The sequence below is a fragment of the Glaciimonas sp. Gout2 genome, from assembly GCF_035018905.1.
Taxonomy (GTDB): Bacteria; Pseudomonadota; Gammaproteobacteria; order Burkholderiales; family Burkholderiaceae_D; genus Glaciimonas.
This window is the reverse complement of sequence record NZ_JASJXA010000028.1, coordinates 25,136-42,301: the sequence shown is the minus strand read 5'-3', so window position 1 is coordinate 42,301 and position 17,166 is coordinate 25,136. Positions and strand designations below refer to the sequence as shown.

Below are 17,166 nucleotides of genomic sequence, written 5' to 3'. Positions count from 1 at the left end.
TTGCCCAAGCAGCGAATGCGGCAATACCCGCGCCAAAACACGGGTAATAAATCGATGGGTAGTTGTGTTTGCCAACCTGAGCCTAAATGGCGGAAGAAACAACGTCAGCAGAAAATACGTAACCTGCGCCACGTACAGTTTTGATCAACTGCGGTGATTTGCCATCATCGTTCAGACGATCTCGCAACTTGCTAATCTGGACATCCAGCGAACGATCCATCGGCCCCGAATCCCGACCGCGGGTTTCTTCACACAATACGGTGCGATCCAAAATATCGCCCGGATGCGCGACAAAATACTTCAACAATTGATAGTCCAGTCCAGTCAACGCCACCAGTTTTTGTTCGGCGTCAACAACGGTTCTTTCGACCGTATCCAGCGTAAAACCCAGAAACCGGTAATACCGCGGTGCAGCGGCGTTATCGAATCCCATGCGCCGGTGGATTGCCTTGATCCGCGCCAGCAACTCGCGCGGGCTATAAGGCTTGCCCATATAATCATCCGCGCCTAACTCCAGACCAACAACCCGATCAGTTTCATCTGAGCTGGCTGTCAGCATGATAATCGGCACATTTGAGCGGCGACGGACGATTTTACACAATGCAAAACCATCCGTGTCAGGCAACATGACATCCAGGATAACCAGCGACAACTCGTCAGCAAAACGCTGAAATTCTGCCAGAAAAGTTTCGCCGTTATGCGCCAGCATGACTTCATACTGATTTTTTTCAAGATAGGCCTTTAACAAGATCCGGGTTTTCTGGTCATCGTCAACGATCAAAATCTTACGCATAGTGAGGCTTCAAGAGTAGGTACAAGAGTGGATACATAAGTTGAAAAAACGAATGGATGCATCGATAAATGTGTTGTTGTGATCTCTCTTATTCTTCAGGACGCTCTATTTTAGGTGAACTGCGCGCTATTGCCGCCAGACGACGTTGCGTATCCAATTCAGTTATTTGATCGTCCATAAAATAGCGCCGCACCTCCGCAACGATGGCATCCTTTGTTGTCTCATCAGTCGCCATTCTATGCACCAGACTTGGTGCCTGAAACGCGCCGCCTTTGCTGAACGTACGCCACGATGCCAGCGCACAACTATCCATTTTCGCTTTATTGGGATCACGCCAGACTGAAATCGACCCTTTTACTTGATTGTAATCGGTTTGAACCGTTGCCGACATCAAGACCTGCGCGAGTTTCTCCTGCGCCTGTTGATGCGAATAATCTCCGGCAAACATCGCCAACGTATCAACGCTATAAAGATGATACTCATCCGTTCCCGGCACCGTACTGCATCCAAAATCAACGTCGGTTATCTTGCCCCACGCATGTAGCTCACCTTTTACCCAATCCCCCATCACAAACATCGCAGCATCACCATCGGCAAGTTGCCGCGTCATCTCGTTCCAGGGCTGCTCCCGAAGTGGCATCGGCATCCATTGTTTAAGTCCGCGCAATCGTTTCAGTGCATGCGCCAGACGAGGATCGGCGTAAGCTTTAGCGTTCATGTCGACAAACAATCGGCGATAAAATGCGGGACCACTTTCTGCCAAAACCAACGTTTCGAACAAGGTTGCGACTTGCCATGCCTCGCTACTCTGTGCCAAAGGAACGACGCCCGCCTGTTTTAATTTGAATGCGACACGATCAAAATCGGCCCATGTTTTGGGCGCAATCAACTCCAATCGATCAAATATCTTCTTGTTGTAAAACAGCATATTGATACGTTGGATACCGATAGGAGCAGCAACAACATGATCCCGATTTTGCACCAATGACCACACCGTTGGAAACAATAGTTTTTTCCAATTGCCAGGCCTCGATACATCATCCAGTTCCAGCAATAGGCCAAGATCAGCCCATTCGCCAAAGACCACACCATTCAATTGGGTCACCTCGGGCGCATGCCCCGCCAACACTCTGCTCTTCAAGACTTTGCTAGCCCCGACACCGGCCCCGCCCGGTATTGCTGCATTGCGCCATTCAATGTTTTCATCCACCAACCGATCCGAGAGGACCTTAACGGCTTTGCGCTCACTGTCTGAGGTCCACCAATGTAAAACTTGCAATGCGTTGGCCTGCGAATACACTACAAAGCTGGTATTTGTGCCGTATGAAAACGGCGACAACCCGCATCCCAGCATCATCGCCATGCACCATCCCCATCGCCATTGCTTAATCCTCAATGCGCAGTACGACCTTTTTAATTGTTCAGTCATTTGTATTTTTATTTATCTAAACATGTGTAACTTATCGCGCTTTTTTGCTTCTTATTTTTTTGGCCAGGCTTGGTATCCATCAGGCTTCTTGCGTCATTCGTGAATAATTTATACCGTTTTTCTGTCCCGTATCGCGAGAGACTATAACGTAAGTTCACGACTTGATTTGGTTTTAAGCCTCCATTTAGCTAAATTTCACGCTAGTTTTGTAAAGATTTGTAAAGAACAATTAACTTTCGTTTCTGATGCAAAGTCTTCTGCGGCTTGCGCAAAAATCATCACACTATGGCAGCGTAAACACGGCCCCAACGTGGTGTAAATATATGTAACTTGCCGATCTTGGAAATTCCATAAAAAACGCATTAAATCAATAACTTACGTAGCAATTAACTATCATAACAAAGACCGATAGCATCACAATCCCTATGATGCTACTGTCAATCCACAGCAGGATGAGGGCAAGTGGATAACCCGCAAGCCAGACCATAAACTGCGAAAAAATGCGGCAAAACGCCCTTCACCACAAAATACAGAGGAGACAATCCATGCAATCCGTCAGCAAAATCCAGGGAAGTAAGACCCTCCGCAATGCCGTTCTCACCGCGCTAGCAACGCTTGCAACGGTCGCTACGTTTGCCGCCGTCACCACTGCCCAAGCCGGCACATTGACCATAGAAAGCTGGCGCGTCGACGATAAGGCACTCTGGGAAAGCGTCCTGATTCCTGCATTCCAAAAGAAAAATCCGGGCATTCAGGTCAAGTTTTCCCCCACTGCGCCGACCGAATACGACTCCACCGTCACAGCACGTCTCGCCGGTGGCACCGCTGGCGACCTGATTGCCTGCCGTCCTTTTGATGTATCGCTGTCACTTTATAACAAAGGCAATCTGGAAAAACTGGATGGCAAACCCGGCATGGAAAACTTCCCTCCGTCGGCAAAAGTCGCATGGCAAACCGATGATGGAAAAGATACATTCTGCATGCCTATCGCTTCGGTCATACATGGCTTCTTATATAACCAAAAAATCTTCAAAGAATTAAACATTCAGCCGCCAAAGACCGAGGCCGAGTTCTTTAAAATTCTCGATACCATCAAAGCTAACGGCAAATATACGCCTATCTCAATCGGTACTGCAGATCAGTGGGAGTCTAGTCAAGTCATGTTTACCGGTCTTGGCCCCAACTACTGGAAAGGTGAGGAAGGCCGTAAAGCCCTCATCGCAGGCAAAGCCAAGTTCACCGATCCGCAATTTGTGTCCGTATTTGACTACGAGGCCAAGCTAGGCAAATACCTGTCCAAAGGCGCAAGCGCCCAAACTTATGGCGATAGTCAGAACCTGTTCGGTCTCGGCAAAGCAGCAATCTATCCCGCAGGCTCCTGGGATATCGCGTACTTCAATGCGAATGCCAAATTGGAAATGGGCGCTTTTCCACCACCTGTGCCAAAAGCTGGCGATAAATGCTACATCTCCGACCATAACGATATCGGTATGGGCGTCAACAAAAAGTCGAAAAACAAAGAAGACGCGTACAAATTCCTGGCCTGGTTGGGATCACAAGAATTCGCCGATATTTATACCAATAAGGTGACCGGCTTCTTCTCTTTGTCCAATCATCTGATATCGGTCAAAGACCCCGTCGCCAAACAAATGATCGACTGGCGCAAAACCTGCTCATCAACCATTCGCCTGAATTCGCAAATCCTCAATCGCGGAACACCAAGCATGGAAAATGAACTGTGGAACGTCAATGCACAAGTCATTAACGGCAAATTGGCACCAAAAGATGCAGCGGCACAAATTCAGACCGGCTTTGCCAAATGGTACAAGCCACAACAAAAATAATTATCGAAAGCATGAGTCGAGTGGCCGAACGAGCAAGCAATACAAGCGATTTTTTTCACTTGCTTGTCCGTTCTAACAGCCAAACAAGATCGACTCTTTTGCACAAAAATTACCGGGCCTTGTGACGAGATATCTCAACGGTAACGAAGTGATCGCGATAAACCCCGCCACAGCGGTTTTGAATAAGTCCAACTCAATATGACAATGAGTTTGTTTGGAGAATCAAGTTGAAAAAAGCATTTCCCTGGCATATTGTAATTTTTCTAGCGCCAGCGGTGATCATCTACTCGATGTTCAGCGCGCTGCCGCTGCTGGACACACTCCGGCTTGGCTTCTATACCACCAACGATGCTGGTGTTCATAGCTTCGTCGGTCTATCCAACTATCACATCATCCTTTTCGATTCTGACTGGTCCAACGCGTTCTGGAACGCGATGTGGAATAACGTCAAGTTTTTTGCAATCCACATGCTGCTGCAAAATCCAATCGGATTATTGCTGGCGACGCTGTTTAGTCTCAAAGGTCTGCGCTGGGCGCGCTCATATCGCACCCTGATATTTTTGCCGACATTACTGTCGGTGGTGATAATCGGATTTATCTGGCAACTTATTCTGTCGCCGTTATGGGGTGTTGGTGAAAAATTGATGGGCTTCGTCGGAATGGCAAATTTCTTCGCGCCCTGGCTTGGTCAGCAATCTACTGCATTAATCACACTGGCCCTAATCTCGGTATGGCAATACATCGGCATCCCCATGATGCTGATCTACGCGGCATTATTGGCCGTGCCAGAAGAAGTGCTGGAAGCGGCTTACGTCGAAGGCGCTGGTTCGTGGCGCATCTTTTGGCAAATCAAATTACCGCTAATTTTGCCAACTTTGGGATTAGTCACGATTCTGACTTTCGTTGCCAACTTCAATGCATTTGATCTGATCTATTCGGTTAAGGGTGCACTGGCTGGACCCAACTATTCAGCCGATCTTCTGGGTACATTCTTTTATCGGACGTTCTTTGGCTATCAGGCGCAAATTGGCAGTCCCACGATGGGCGCTGCAGTGGCAACCCTCATGTTTTTGGTGATCTTGCTCGGCGTTGCCGTGTATTTCTATCTCGTCCAGCGCAGGCTGACACGCTATGAATTGTAAGGTGTATTCCATGACTTCCTCCACACTTCGCCCCTCGCTACGACCGTCAATGCGACATAGTAATATCGGCCGCATTTGGGTACACCTTGTGCTGTGCGCCTATGCGCTGGTGGCACTGTTCCCCATTGCGCTGATACTGATCAACTCCATCAAATCGCGCGAAGCCATCTTTGACAATCCGCTGGCATTTCCCACCGTCGACACGTTCTCGCTGATCGGCTTTGAGAAGGTGTTAACCAACACCAACTTCATGCTGTATTTTGGCAATAGCCTGATCGTGACACTCGGCTCGTTGGTACTCATTGTTTTGTTCGGTGCCATGGCAGGCTGGGCGCTATCCGAATATAAATTTCGCGGCAATCGCATGATGACGTTGTATCTGGCACTTGGCATCATGATTCCCATCCGCCTTGGCACAGTCTCCATTTTGCAATTGGTCGTGACGCTTGATCTGATCAATACGCGCACGGCGTTGATACTGGTTTATACCGCTCAGGGATTACCATTAGCTGTGATGATTTTGTCCGAGTTCATTCGGCAAATTCCAAAGGAATTAAAGGAAGCCGCACGCTGCGACGGAGTTGGTGAATTCAAAATTTTTTTCCGCGTGATACTTCCCTTGATTCGTCCGGCGATTGCGACCGTTGCTGTATTTACGATGATTCCAGCGTGGAACGATCTGTGGTTTCCATTGATTCTGGCACCCGGCGACGACACTAAAACCGTCACCCTCGGCGTCCAGCAATTCATCGGCCAGTACGCCACTGACTGGAATTCTGTGTTGGCGGCTTTATCGATGGCGGTGATTCCCATTTTGATTTTGTACATGCTGTTTTCACGCCAACTGATACGCGGCCTGACATCCGGTGCGGTCAAATAAACCAACAAACTTATACAAATTCGTCCGCGTATTTCTGATCGCACGGCAGAGTAAAACAGGTAAAAAATCATGGCTAACGTCAATATTAAGAATCTTAGAAAATCATACGATGGCAAGCAAGATGTGCTGGCAAGCATCAACCTTGACGTAAACGACGGCGAATTTTGCGTACTGGTCGGCCCTTCCGGCTGCGGCAAATCGACATTACTACGACTTTTATGCGGACTCGAAGATATCACCGATGGCCAAATAGCCATTGGCGATCAAGTCGTCAACCATCTTCCGCCTGCCGAGCGTGGTATCGCGATGGTATTTCAAAGCTATGCGCTGTATCCGCATATGACGGTGTATAAAAATATGGCGTTCGGGCTAAAAGTTGCTGGTTCCGATAAAAATACGATCGACCAACAGATTCATCATGCCGCTGGCATTTTGAAGATTGATCATTTACTGGATCGATTGCCGCGTGAATTATCCGGCGGTCAGCGCCAGCGTGTGGCGATTGGTCGCGCTATCGTACGGAAACCGAGGCTGTTCTTATTTGACGAACCACTATCCAATCTGGATGCGGCCTTACGCGTACAGACTCGCCTGGAAATCGCCAAATTACATCGTCAACTGGCAGCAACCATCGTCTACGTCACGCATGATCAAGTTGAGGCCATGACGTTAGGCGACAAAATTGTCGTGATGAATGATGGCCAAATACAACAATCAGGTACGCCTCTAGAGCTATATCAGCAGCCAGAAAATTTGTTTGTGGCAACCTTTATCGGTTCGCCCAAAATGAATCTGATGCAGGGCTTGGTTACCTCTATTGAGGCAGATTATCTAAAAATACAATTAGAGGGAGGTCAGGAGGTGGGTGCTGATGTCTGCACAACCGAAGTGAACGGCGTTATGCGCATCGGCGATCCGGTCACTTTAGGCGTGCGCGCCGAACACATTCTGGAGAACAACAGCGGCAGCGAGACCTTTAGCGGGAGAGTTAACGTCGTTGAACATCTTGGAGAAGCAAATTTCATTTATGCCACGCTGCAAAACGGTCAGGATATCGTCGTACGCGGCGATGGAAACAATACCGTCCTTATCGGTGAAAATATCACGTTATCGGCAGCCAGCAATGCATTTCACGTATTCGATGCAAATGGCAATGCGCTACGTCGCATCAAGCCAGGCAACATGATTTCATCAAAATTGGGACTAACGCAAAATCGCCCTAACGGCGATATGCCATCCTAGCCGCCTGCGCTGCCCGCTCTCAGCGCGAACTATCTTTGTCGTCAAGTCATGATCAGACAGTTTTGCGTAAGTCCTAAAAAGCGCATGATGACCAAAAAACATTTCTATTTAGTAGTTTGCGCACCATTTAACGGCAAAAATAGATAAACTTTTGCTTTAGGCCACAACAAACAGGATTTGAAGTGAATACAGCGCTTGACTCAGCTTACGAGTATTTGATCGGGATCGACGGTGGCGGCACCAAAACCCAGATCCGTATTGCGCGTGCAGATGGCAGCGTGATTGCAGAAGCAACCGGTGGGCCGTCCGCTCTCATGCATGGCCGTGATAAGGCGTGGGCGGCTATTGGATCGGCAATACATACAGGTTTTCATAAAGCAGGTATTTCAGCCCCTTCTTACAACAGAATCGCCGCTGGCTTCGGATTGTCCGGTGTCAACGTCCCGTCCTGGGCCACAGAATTCACGGCCCTGAATCCTGGATTTGGCAGCATCGCCGTGGCCTCAGATGCCATTACCACCCTTCTCGGCGCGCATCAGGGTCGCCCGGGCGCGATCATCGCGTTAGGCACGGGAAGTATTGGCGCGGTGCTAAAACCCGATGGAGTCCAACACATTATTGGAGGATGGGGGTTTCCTTCTGGCGATGAGGCAAGTGGCGCCTGGTTAGGAATATTGGCAATCAATCATGTGCAACAAGTGTTTGATGGTCGGACGCCCCAAAGTATTTTGGCGACGAACATCATCCGGCATTGCGGCGGCGATGGCACTGACAAAAGCAATCGGGACAGCGTCCTAGCCTGGCTGGCAAATGCCAATCAGAGCATGTACGCGCAATTAGCACCCTTTATTTTCCAGCACGCGGTGGATGATGAGGTGGCGAGAAATATGCTCTGGAGAGCGGGTAATGAAATCGCCAAAATGGCGCTTGCTCTGGATGTATCAGAGCAATTACCGTTAGCGTTGTGCGGCGGCCTCGCGCATGTATTGAAAGACTATCTGCCACAGACTTTACAATTGCGCACCGTTCCGCCAGAAGCTGACTCTTCAAGCGGCGGATTGCTACTCATTCGTCAACATCTGGAGCAATGATGTTGAAAATTAACAATTTTTACGATGACCTCACTATGCATGTTCAAATCAACTTTGTCTCGCTTAGATGCGGAATGAAGAACCGTCATAAACACTATAGAGACGTATTTTCCGCTGTCATTTACACCCTCATAACGGAGAAAATTTGATGCCCTTCACCACCCAACTTCATGGCAACGTGCTTACTGCGCAAGGCTGGGTCGCCGGTGCAATCAGCTTCAACGATTTGATTACTGATATCAGCGGCGAAACCCTGGACTTTGATCCGAGCCTGCCATTGCCCATCGGCATTAAGCCCTTAGGACATTCGCCCTCTGATCAGTTTATTTTGCCCGGCTTTATCGATTGTCACGTCCATGGCGGTGGCGGTAAAGACGTGATGGACGCAGGCGATGCCGTGCACTTAATCGCCAGAATGCACGCACAACATGGCACCACAAGTATGCTGGCGACCACTATGACCGCACCGGCAGCAGATCTTGAGGCCGCATTGAGCGCTATCGGCCGCGCATGTCTGCAACGCTGTGACGGTGGTGCGCGGATACTTGGCGCGCATCTGGAAGGCCCCTATATTAATCCCGGAAAACTGGGTGCGCAGCCCGACTTCGCCGTCGCAGCAACGCTGGAGCAAGTTGACTGGCTACGTAGCTTTGCACCGCTTAAACTCATTACGATAGCGCCAGAAGTGGATGGTCATCTGGAACTGGTGAAGACACTCAGTGCAAGCGGCATGCGCGTACAAATCGGGCATACGCTGGGCACTTACGAGGATGGCGTGGCTGCGCTAAATAATGGCGCGACTGGATTTACCCATCTGTTCAACGCCATGAGCGCGTTCCATCACCGCGCTCCCGGCATGGCCGGTGCAGCACTGGCACATGCCGAGTATGCCGAACTGATACCTGATTTGTTGCACGTACATCCCGGCGCGATCAAAGCGGCATTGCGCGCTATTCCACGTTTGTATTGTGTAACTGATTCAACCGCTGCATCCGGCATGCCAGATGGTGAATATATGCTGGGACGGCAAGTCGTCCATAAATGTATGGGTGGCGTGCGCCTGGCTGACGGCACACTGGCGGGTAGCACGCTCACGATGGATCAGGCGTTGCGGAATCTGGTATCGCTCGGGCTCGATTTGGCCGAAGCCTCGTTACGCACCTCAACCTATCCTGCTGATTATCTTGGGATCACAGAACGTGGTCGCCTTAAAACCGGCTGCTTCGCCGATATTCTGGTATTTGATCGCCAGCTTAACCTCACAGCAGTGTATGTAGAAGGAGAACAGATTGACCTCAACGCCGCCAACACCAATTAATTCATCATCGGCCCCATCATCGCGCATGCTTGAAGAAGCGTGTTCCGCCAGCGCCCATGTTGCCGCGCAGCTAAAGCAAGATCGTGATCGCTACGCAGAACTTGGACGTAGATTGCGCTCCGAACCACCGACCAGTATTCTGACCGTGGCACGTGGTAGTTCCGATCACGCGGCCAGTTATTGCGCTTATCTGATCATGGCCCGCCTTGGTCGCATCGTCGCATCCTTACCAATGTCTTTGGTCACTCTGAACAACGCGCCATTAGTAGCGCGTGATGCACTCGCCATTGCCATTTCTCAATCGGGCCAAAGTCCCGACGTGATTGCCCCGATTCGCTACTTCCGCGACGGTGGCGCGACCACAGTTGCGCTCGTGAATGACGCCTCATCTCCGTTGGCAACCAGTGCCGAATGGGCGATGCCATTACATGCCGGTGCAGAACTTAGCGTCGCCGCGACTAAAAGCTTTATTGCCAGTCTGGTCGCCGGAGCGCTACTTGCAGGGCATTGGCAAGACGATCCAACATTTCTGGCCGCTCTCGACACATTGCCGGAATCTTTGGATGCAGCAACCCAGTGTGACTGGTCAGCCGCACTAGAAGTATTAATTCCCGCCACTAACATCATGGTGGTCGGGCGCGGGATCAGTTTTCCGCTGGCGTTAGAGGCAGCGTTGAAATTCAAGGAAACGTCGGCGATTCAGGCAGAAGCATTCAGCGGTGCCGAAATCAAACACGGCCCAATGGCGCTCATCAACGAAGGATACCCGCTTCTCATATTCGCCACCCGCGGCCCAACACAGGCAGGTTTACTCAAACTGGCAGAAGAAATGCGTGGACGCGGAGCAAAGGTCCTGTTAGCCGCACCTGATGACATCGCAGAGCGTAACCTGACACTTCCCGTGGCAGCGACCCCCGATCTGGATCCCATCGTCGCCATTCAAGCATTTTATGTCATGGCCGCACACCTATCGTTAGCGCGCGGTATGGACCCCGACCGACCGCGCCATCTGAGCAAGATCACGAAAACCAGTTAGAGATACAAGGAGCATTTTTGCTTTGAGCTTTAGAGAGCTTCGCGTCATTTACAAACCACGGCTTGACGGCAGCCACTGTAGATACTTCATCCAACCGGTTCGCCAATCCATGTCAAGAAGCATCGACTGTCGCGCCGGTTGAGATGTACATCTACTGATGTCGAGACATCGTTAAACAACTACCGCTCACAAGACCGCAACAAAGCAATGGGCAACTTTATCCCCGACCAACAAACGGCATATTAGTCGCCATCACCGTCATAAATTGCACGTTAGCGTCTAACGGCAGTCCCGCCATATATAACACCGCCTGCGCAACATGCTCCACCGACATTCTTGGTTCAGCTGCCATTTCCCCGTTGGCCTGCAAGATTCCACTTCCCATCCGCTCGGTCATATCGGTAGCGGCGTTGCCGATATCAATCTGTCCACAAGCGATATTGTATTTGCGTCCATCTAGCGAGGTAGCCTTGGTAAGGCCGGTCATGGCGTGTTTAGTTGCGGTGTAGGCCACTGAATTTGGCCGCGGCGCATGTGCTGCAATCGAGCCGTTGTTAATGATCCGGCCGCCACCCGGTTGCTGCACCTTCATTAGATGAAAAGCCTCTTGCGTACACAAAAATGCGCCAGTCAAATTGATATCCACTGACGCTTTCCAGTCGGCATACTCAACATCTTCAAGCGAGACCGATGGCGTAAAAACACCGGCATTATTAATTAATAGATCAAGTCGTCCAAAACGCGCCCGGGCTTGGGAGAATAATAATTTAACCGATGCAGGATCACTCACATCTGCTGATATCGGCAGCGCATTGACGCCGAACTCACCTGCTGCAATAACGGTTTCGTTAAGCACCTCAAGCCGCCGTCCTGCCAATACGACAGAATAGCCATTGTTGAGCAGTGCGAGAGAAATGTACTTACCGATCCCCGAACCTGCACCAGTGACGAGAGCAACTTTTTGATTCGGGTGCGTAGTTGATGTCAGAGTTGACGTCATGTCGATTGTCCTTGGTCGTTAATGTGTTTGATATTATGCACATATTTTAACAACCATCTCGCTAACATTCTCAATTACAGATAAGCAATTGCCTGCCATCCAAATCCTCTGTCGCAACTGCAACATGCGATGAATCGACGGTGAGTAGAGATAACATGAACAGGTCTTTTACCGATTAAAGCTTTAGTCAACCAGATGAAGCATAAAACCTATCAAAACTTTGGGTGCCTATTTCGATCTACCCTATGAATATGCCATATCAACAATTTCTAACAGTTTGATCGTCAGGCTGCGATCTTTGTATCGAATAATGCCATATCTTCACTACACATCAATTTTTCAATATCCAGCAAAATAAGCATGCGATCTTCCAGCGCACCAAGGCCGGTCAAATACTCGGCTGATAATGTCGCGCAGAACTCGGGTGCGGGTCTTATTTGATCTGTGGTTAATGTTAAAACATCCGAAACGCCATCGACGAGTATTCCTACGACACGGTTCCTGATATTCAAAATAATCACAACAGTATCGTCATTTTGATCGATATTATCGCGTTTTAATTTAATGCGAAAATCGACAATCGGCACAATAATTCCACGCAAATTGCTGACGCCTTTTATAAACGTCGGCGCGTGGGGAATCCGTGTCACTTCCTCATAGTTTCGAATTTCCTGAACGCGCAGGATGTCAATTCCGTACTCTTCCGCGCCCAACGTAAAGACCAGAAATTTTTCACCGTCTCCGTCTGTTACTGCATTAAGCACATCTGCTACATTTATTGCCATCATTTCTTTCTCCAATCTTCGACGCGCAGTTGTTGCATAACCATTTGTTACGTCATCATTGATTACGTAACCTAGCCGCAAGGACTTATATACTTATCTAACAAAGTAAGATATCGGCACTGCCTGGAGCTAGCTGGATCGGCTGTAGAATCTTTTTCAATACCTTTTTCAATACTTTAGGCAACATTTTTTTACCATCGATATAAGGCCCATATTTATCGATTAATACTCTTTAGGCCCGAGACATCAACAATCAACGCCACACTGCCATCCCCTAAAATAGTCGCAGCCGAAATGCCTGGAACCTTACGATAATTTGTTTCCAAATTTTTAACGACAACCTGATGTTGACCGACCAGTTGATCCACCAACAAGGCAAAGCGTCGGCCATCTGCCTGCACAATCACTACAATGCCTTTTGTGGGATCGGTGCGAGCATGCGGAACATCAAACACGCGATACAACTCAGTCAGCGGCAAATATTCACCGCGTACGTGCATGATTTGCTCGTCATTAGCGACAGAATGTATGTCTTCCGAACGTGGTTGTAACGACTCAATCACGTAATTCAGGGGCAAAATATATACTTCGTTTCCAATCTTGACCGACATCCCATCCAGTATCGCCAAAGTTAATGGCAATATGATTTTGACCGTACTGCCCTTGCCCTCATGGGAAAAAATTTCGACATATCCGCCCATCTCCTGAATGTTCCTCTTAACAACATCCATCCCAACACCGCGCCCGGAAACGTCGGTTATTTTTTCTGCAGTCGAAAATCCGGGAACAAATATCAACTGCCAAACTTCCTCATCCGTCATATTAGCCACGTCCAGCAGCGGCATGCCTTGCTGGATGGCCTTAGCGAGGATTTTTTCACGGCTTAAACCCGCACCATCGTCACTGACTTCGATCACTATATTGCCGCCCTGATGCTGCGCCGACAGAACCAATTCACCAACAGGATCTTTGCCAGCAGCAATTCGCTGCTCTGCTCGCTCGATACCGTGATCGAGACTATTTCGTACCAGATGCGTCAATGGGTCGACGATGCGCTCAATCAGACTCTTATCAAGTTCCGTCGTTTTACCAACCGTCACCAGTTGCACTTCTTTACCTAGTTTGACGGTCAGGTCACGCACCAGACGTGGGAACCGGCTGAATACATAATCCATCGGCATCATGCGAATCGACATCACGGATTCTTGAAGATCACGGGCGTTACGTTGTAACTGCGCCATGCCGCTTAATAGCTGCTCGTGGATGACTGAATCCAGGGTCGAAGCGGTTTGAACCAGCATCGATTGCGTGATCACTAGTTCTCCGACCAAATTAATAATTTGATCAACCTTGTCTACATCGACACGAATTGAACTCGATTCTTTAGTACTTCCAGCGCTCGCGGACGTACCCGGATTGAAAATAATAGATTCAGGAGCATCAACGTTAGCCTCAGCAGCTATATTTGGCATTAAGGTAGCCGCAGACGCAACATCGCTGAAACCCGCGGTGGTAATCAAAACCTTTATTTGCGCTTCGGTAATAGATGGAGGCGAAACCAGCGGCAATGGCAACACTTCGGATTGTAGTGCAGCGACTAAAGTCTCGACTCTCTCCGCCAGTTCACGTGTAATTTCGATTTGATCCAGGTCTATAACAAAACAACATACTGCAATAATGTCATCGGGTTCACAGGAAGTTCTAAGCCAGACTACCAAGCTATCGTCACTTTGCGTCTGTGCCAGCACATCGCCTAAGTTTGCCATTTCAGCGATCAACCACGAATGGTCGCTGTCGACCAGACCAGAAAATCGCACCTTCAAACAGATGGATTTTGATGAATCATTCTGCTGGGCCAAATCCTCTGCATCAACGATGATTAGAGGATTAGGGAGAATGGGCGTGATTGGCATCACAACGGATACAGGTCTAACAGGAATGTCTGACAATCCTTGTTTCCTCAGCTCTTCCTGCGCCAAATGTTGTAATACCAAACAAATACGAGCGACCATTTCCGGCGCTGGTTCGACGCCAACCCGATAGGCATTTAATTGCTCTTGTAGCACGTCTTTTGTTTCCAAAAATACATCGATCATTGTGCTGTGCAATATCAACTCCTGATGTCGTACCCGATCCAGCAAACTTTCTAAAAGATGGGTCGTATCAGTCAATGCGACGAATCCGAACGTTGCAGCACCACCCTTAATTGAATGTGCGGCACGAAAAATAGCATTTAAATGCTCATTGTCAGGGGCGTCAAGATCAAGGCCCAGTAGCAATTGCTCCATTTCGGCGAGTAATTCTTCTGCCTCCTCAAAGAAGGTCTGGTAAAACTCGGTTATGTCCATTGGCACTCACATCCTTGCTCAATACTGCCTATTTTTTAACGCCTTAAATACGGCATGCTCGCTACTTCGCAAATACTGCTGCATACGGTATTACGGACGCAAATGGGTTTTCTGAATACCTAAAGGATAATTTTTTTTGTGAGGATATGCCGGCGCTTATTGGTGATGAAGTAAATGCTTTACCACGCAGCCCGATTGCCAGGGATTGGCGAAATCGTCGCCTAACTTCTAACGTCAGGGTGACGGTTTGGACGGTACCATTTTGCGTAACTGTGTTACCACATCAGGACGCCCGGGGCCGATCGTGGCCGTATCTGTACCAACGCTGGTGTCGCTGCCAGCATTGCTGCCATTTCCTATGCGCGACTTCGAACCGACTGTTTGCACTTCATTTCCAGTCGCATTCTCATATTCAATCTGCTCCTGCGAATGGCGATTCAGCACGACAATACTGATGCGACGATTGATCGGATCGAATGGATCTGCCTTGTTTAAATGCATGCTCGAAGCAACCCCCATAACCCGCAGCACTCTGTCCTCTGCCATCCCACCGGCAATCAACTCGCGACGCGATGCATTGGCGCGATCGGCCGACAATTCCCAATTGCTATAGGCTCTCTCACTCGCCACATAAGGCGTGGCATCGGTATGGCCAGACAGAGTAATTTTATTTGGCAACTCGCTTAAAACCGGCCCGATTTTTCGCAAAATTAAGCGCATGTAAGGCTCGACCGTAGCGCTTGACAGATTGAACATTGGCCGTTTTTTACTATCCACAATCTGAATCCTCAGACCTTCGGTCGTAATATCAATCAGTAATTGCGGTTTAAATTTTTTAAGCAAAGGGTTGGCTTCAATTACCAAATCGAGCCGCTTCTTAAGTTCGCGCAGGCGTTTGTTATCACTGGCATCACTAGCATTGCCTGCACCGACAAGATCAGCGGCAACCTTTGCTGCCCGATTAACTTCGCCGTCCGATCGCGTTGGATCGCGGCCGCCGCCAGGTATCACGCTATTACTCATGCTGCTACGGTCACCGCCGTTAATGGCTACCTTTAGCGGCGTCCGAAAGTATTCTGCGATGCCAACAAGTTGCCGCGGGGTTGATATCGACAATAACCACATCACCAGAAAAAAGGCCATCATCGCGGTCATGAAATCAGCGTATGCAATCTTCCAGCTACCACCATGTTGTGGCGGTTTGACAGGTGCGGAACGTCTTATGACAATGCGATGTTGCCCCTTACTCATACCATCTCCGCATGTCCATCGTCCTAATAAATTATTTTATGTATTTGATCGCCGTCTATGCGCGCGGCGCTCATGCAACCGGTCAATAATCCACTTACCGATTCTTCACTTCGCGCACATGTTGATCGAGTTCGGAAAAGGATGGCCGCTCTGTCGAATACAATACTTTTCGACCGAATTCAACTGCCAGTTGCGGCGCGTATCCGTTCAGGCTAGCAAGCAGAGTTACCTTCATGCATTGATATAGTTTGGCAGACTCAGCAACCTGATGTTCGATCAATGTCGCCAGCGGCGATACGAAACCGTAGGACAATAAAATACCAAGGAAAGTACCCACCATCGCGTTGGCAATTAACATCCCCATTTGCGCTGGCGGTAAATCGGCGGAGGCCAGCGCATGGACTACGCCCATGACTGCAGCGACAATACCGAATGCAGGCAAAGCGTCACCTACCTTAGCTAAACTTTGGGCAGGAACCTCGGATTCATGTTTATAGGTTTCTATTTCATGATCCATGAGGGATTCAATTTCGAACGAATCCATATTACCGCTGATAATCAAACGCAGATAATCGGTCAAAAATTCAATCACGTTAGCGTCGCTCAAAATCATCGGATATTGTGCAAACAGCGGACTATTCAATGGATCATCAATATCTGACTCCAGTGCCAGCATCCCATCTTTACGGCCCTTTGCCAGCAGCACGTACATTAGCGCCATCAACTCCATGTAAAGCGCTTTATCGTGCTTAGAGCTGCGTAACAACTTAGGAAGTTCTCTCAACGTGGCACGGATTGCCTTTCCATTATTACCGACCACAAATGCGCCAATACCCGCACCGGCGATCATCAATAATTCTACCGGCTGATAGAGTGCGCCGAGGTTGCCACCCAACAGTGCATAGCCCCCGAATACGGATACCGCCACCACGATATAACCAATTAAAACCAGCACTATCCATCCCCTTATAAAAAACCACACCGGGCAGCAAAAATACCGCCAATAT

General features: G+C 49.0%; 14 protein-coding genes. 7 read left to right on the top strand and 7 right to left on the bottom strand.

Annotated elements, in window-relative coordinates:
- Window positions 1-82: 82 nt before the first annotated feature.
- Window positions 83-793 carry a response regulator transcription factor gene (locus QN379_RS17125; RefSeq protein WP_322238215.1) on the bottom strand — a complete coding sequence of 237 codons (711 nt, stop codon included), beginning with the start codon at window positions 791-793 and terminating at the stop codon, window positions 83-85.
- Between the two features lie 88 nt (window positions 794-881).
- Window positions 882-2,147 (bottom strand): ABC transporter substrate-binding protein, encoded by a 1,266-nt coding sequence (locus tag QN379_RS17120; protein WP_323507176.1) that lies wholly within the window; start codon window positions 2,145-2,147, stop codon window positions 882-884.
- Window positions 2,148-2,767: 620 nt separating this feature from the next.
- Between QN379_RS17120 and QN379_RS17115 the strand changes: the two genes are divergently transcribed.
- From QN379_RS17115 to QN379_RS17085, 7 genes are all read left to right on the top strand, one after another.
- Complete coding sequence (locus tag QN379_RS17115) at window positions 2,768-4,066, top strand: ABC transporter substrate-binding protein (protein WP_323507162.1); 1,299 nt, start codon at window positions 2,768-2,770, stop codon at window positions 4,064-4,066.
- Window positions 4,067-4,293: 227 nt separating this feature from the next.
- Entirely contained in the window at window positions 4,294-5,208 is a 915-nt protein-coding gene (locus QN379_RS17110; RefSeq protein WP_322238211.1) for a sugar ABC transporter permease, read from the top strand.
- A 10-nt stretch (window positions 5,209-5,218) separates the two neighbouring features.
- A complete protein-coding gene (locus QN379_RS17105; protein ID WP_323507161.1) occupies window positions 5,219-6,088 on the top strand; it encodes a carbohydrate ABC transporter permease in 870 nt (289 codons plus the stop codon).
- Between the two features lie 69 nt (window positions 6,089-6,157).
- Window positions 6,158-7,330: a sn-glycerol-3-phosphate ABC transporter ATP-binding protein UgpC gene (locus QN379_RS17100; protein WP_323507160.1), complete on the top strand. Its 1,173-nt coding sequence runs from the start codon at window positions 6,158-6,160 to the stop codon at window positions 7,328-7,330.
- Between the two features lie 182 nt (window positions 7,331-7,512).
- Complete coding sequence (locus QN379_RS17095; protein ID WP_323507159.1) at window positions 7,513-8,421, top strand: BadF/BadG/BcrA/BcrD ATPase family protein; 909 nt, start codon at window positions 7,513-7,515, stop codon at window positions 8,419-8,421.
- Window positions 8,422-8,569: 148 nt separating this feature from the next.
- Window positions 8,570-9,739, top strand: coding sequence for an N-acetylglucosamine-6-phosphate deacetylase (gene nagA, locus QN379_RS17090; protein WP_323507158.1), 1,170 nt, complete (start codon window positions 8,570-8,572; stop codon window positions 9,737-9,739).
- A gap of 25 nt (window positions 9,740-9,764) precedes the next feature.
- The gene (locus tag QN379_RS17085) at window positions 9,765-10,775 is read left to right on the top strand and encodes an SIS domain-containing protein (protein WP_322240641.1); all 1,011 of its coding nucleotides are present in this window, start codon (window positions 9,765-9,767) and stop codon (window positions 10,773-10,775) included.
- Window positions 10,776-10,992: 217 nt separating this feature from the next.
- Here QN379_RS17085 and QN379_RS17080 read toward each other — a convergent pair whose 3' ends face one another.
- The 5 genes from QN379_RS17080 to motA form a co-directional block, all read right to left on the bottom strand.
- Complete coding sequence (locus QN379_RS17080; protein ID WP_322238201.1) at window positions 10,993-11,775, bottom strand: SDR family oxidoreductase; 783 nt, start codon at window positions 11,773-11,775, stop codon at window positions 10,993-10,995.
- Window positions 11,776-12,059: 284 nt separating this feature from the next.
- Window positions 12,060-12,563, bottom strand: a complete 504-nt coding sequence (locus QN379_RS17075; protein ID WP_323507157.1) for a chemotaxis protein CheW — start codon at window positions 12,561-12,563, stop codon at window positions 12,060-12,062.
- A 212-nt stretch (window positions 12,564-12,775) separates the two neighbouring features.
- A complete protein-coding gene (gene cheA / locus QN379_RS17070; RefSeq protein WP_323507175.1) occupies window positions 12,776-14,908 on the bottom strand; it encodes a chemotaxis protein CheA in 2,133 nt (710 codons plus the stop codon).
- A 234-nt stretch (window positions 14,909-15,142) separates the two neighbouring features.
- A complete protein-coding gene (gene motB, locus QN379_RS17065) occupies window positions 15,143-16,159 on the bottom strand; it encodes a flagellar motor protein MotB (protein ID WP_323507156.1) in 1,017 nt (338 codons plus the stop codon).
- 94 nt (window positions 16,160-16,253) lie between these two features.
- On the bottom strand, window positions 16,254-17,114 hold the full coding sequence (motA, locus tag QN379_RS17060) for a flagellar motor stator protein MotA (protein ID WP_322238195.1): 861 nt from the start codon (window positions 17,112-17,114) through the stop codon (window positions 16,254-16,256).
- Window positions 17,115-17,166 lie beyond the last annotated feature (52 nt).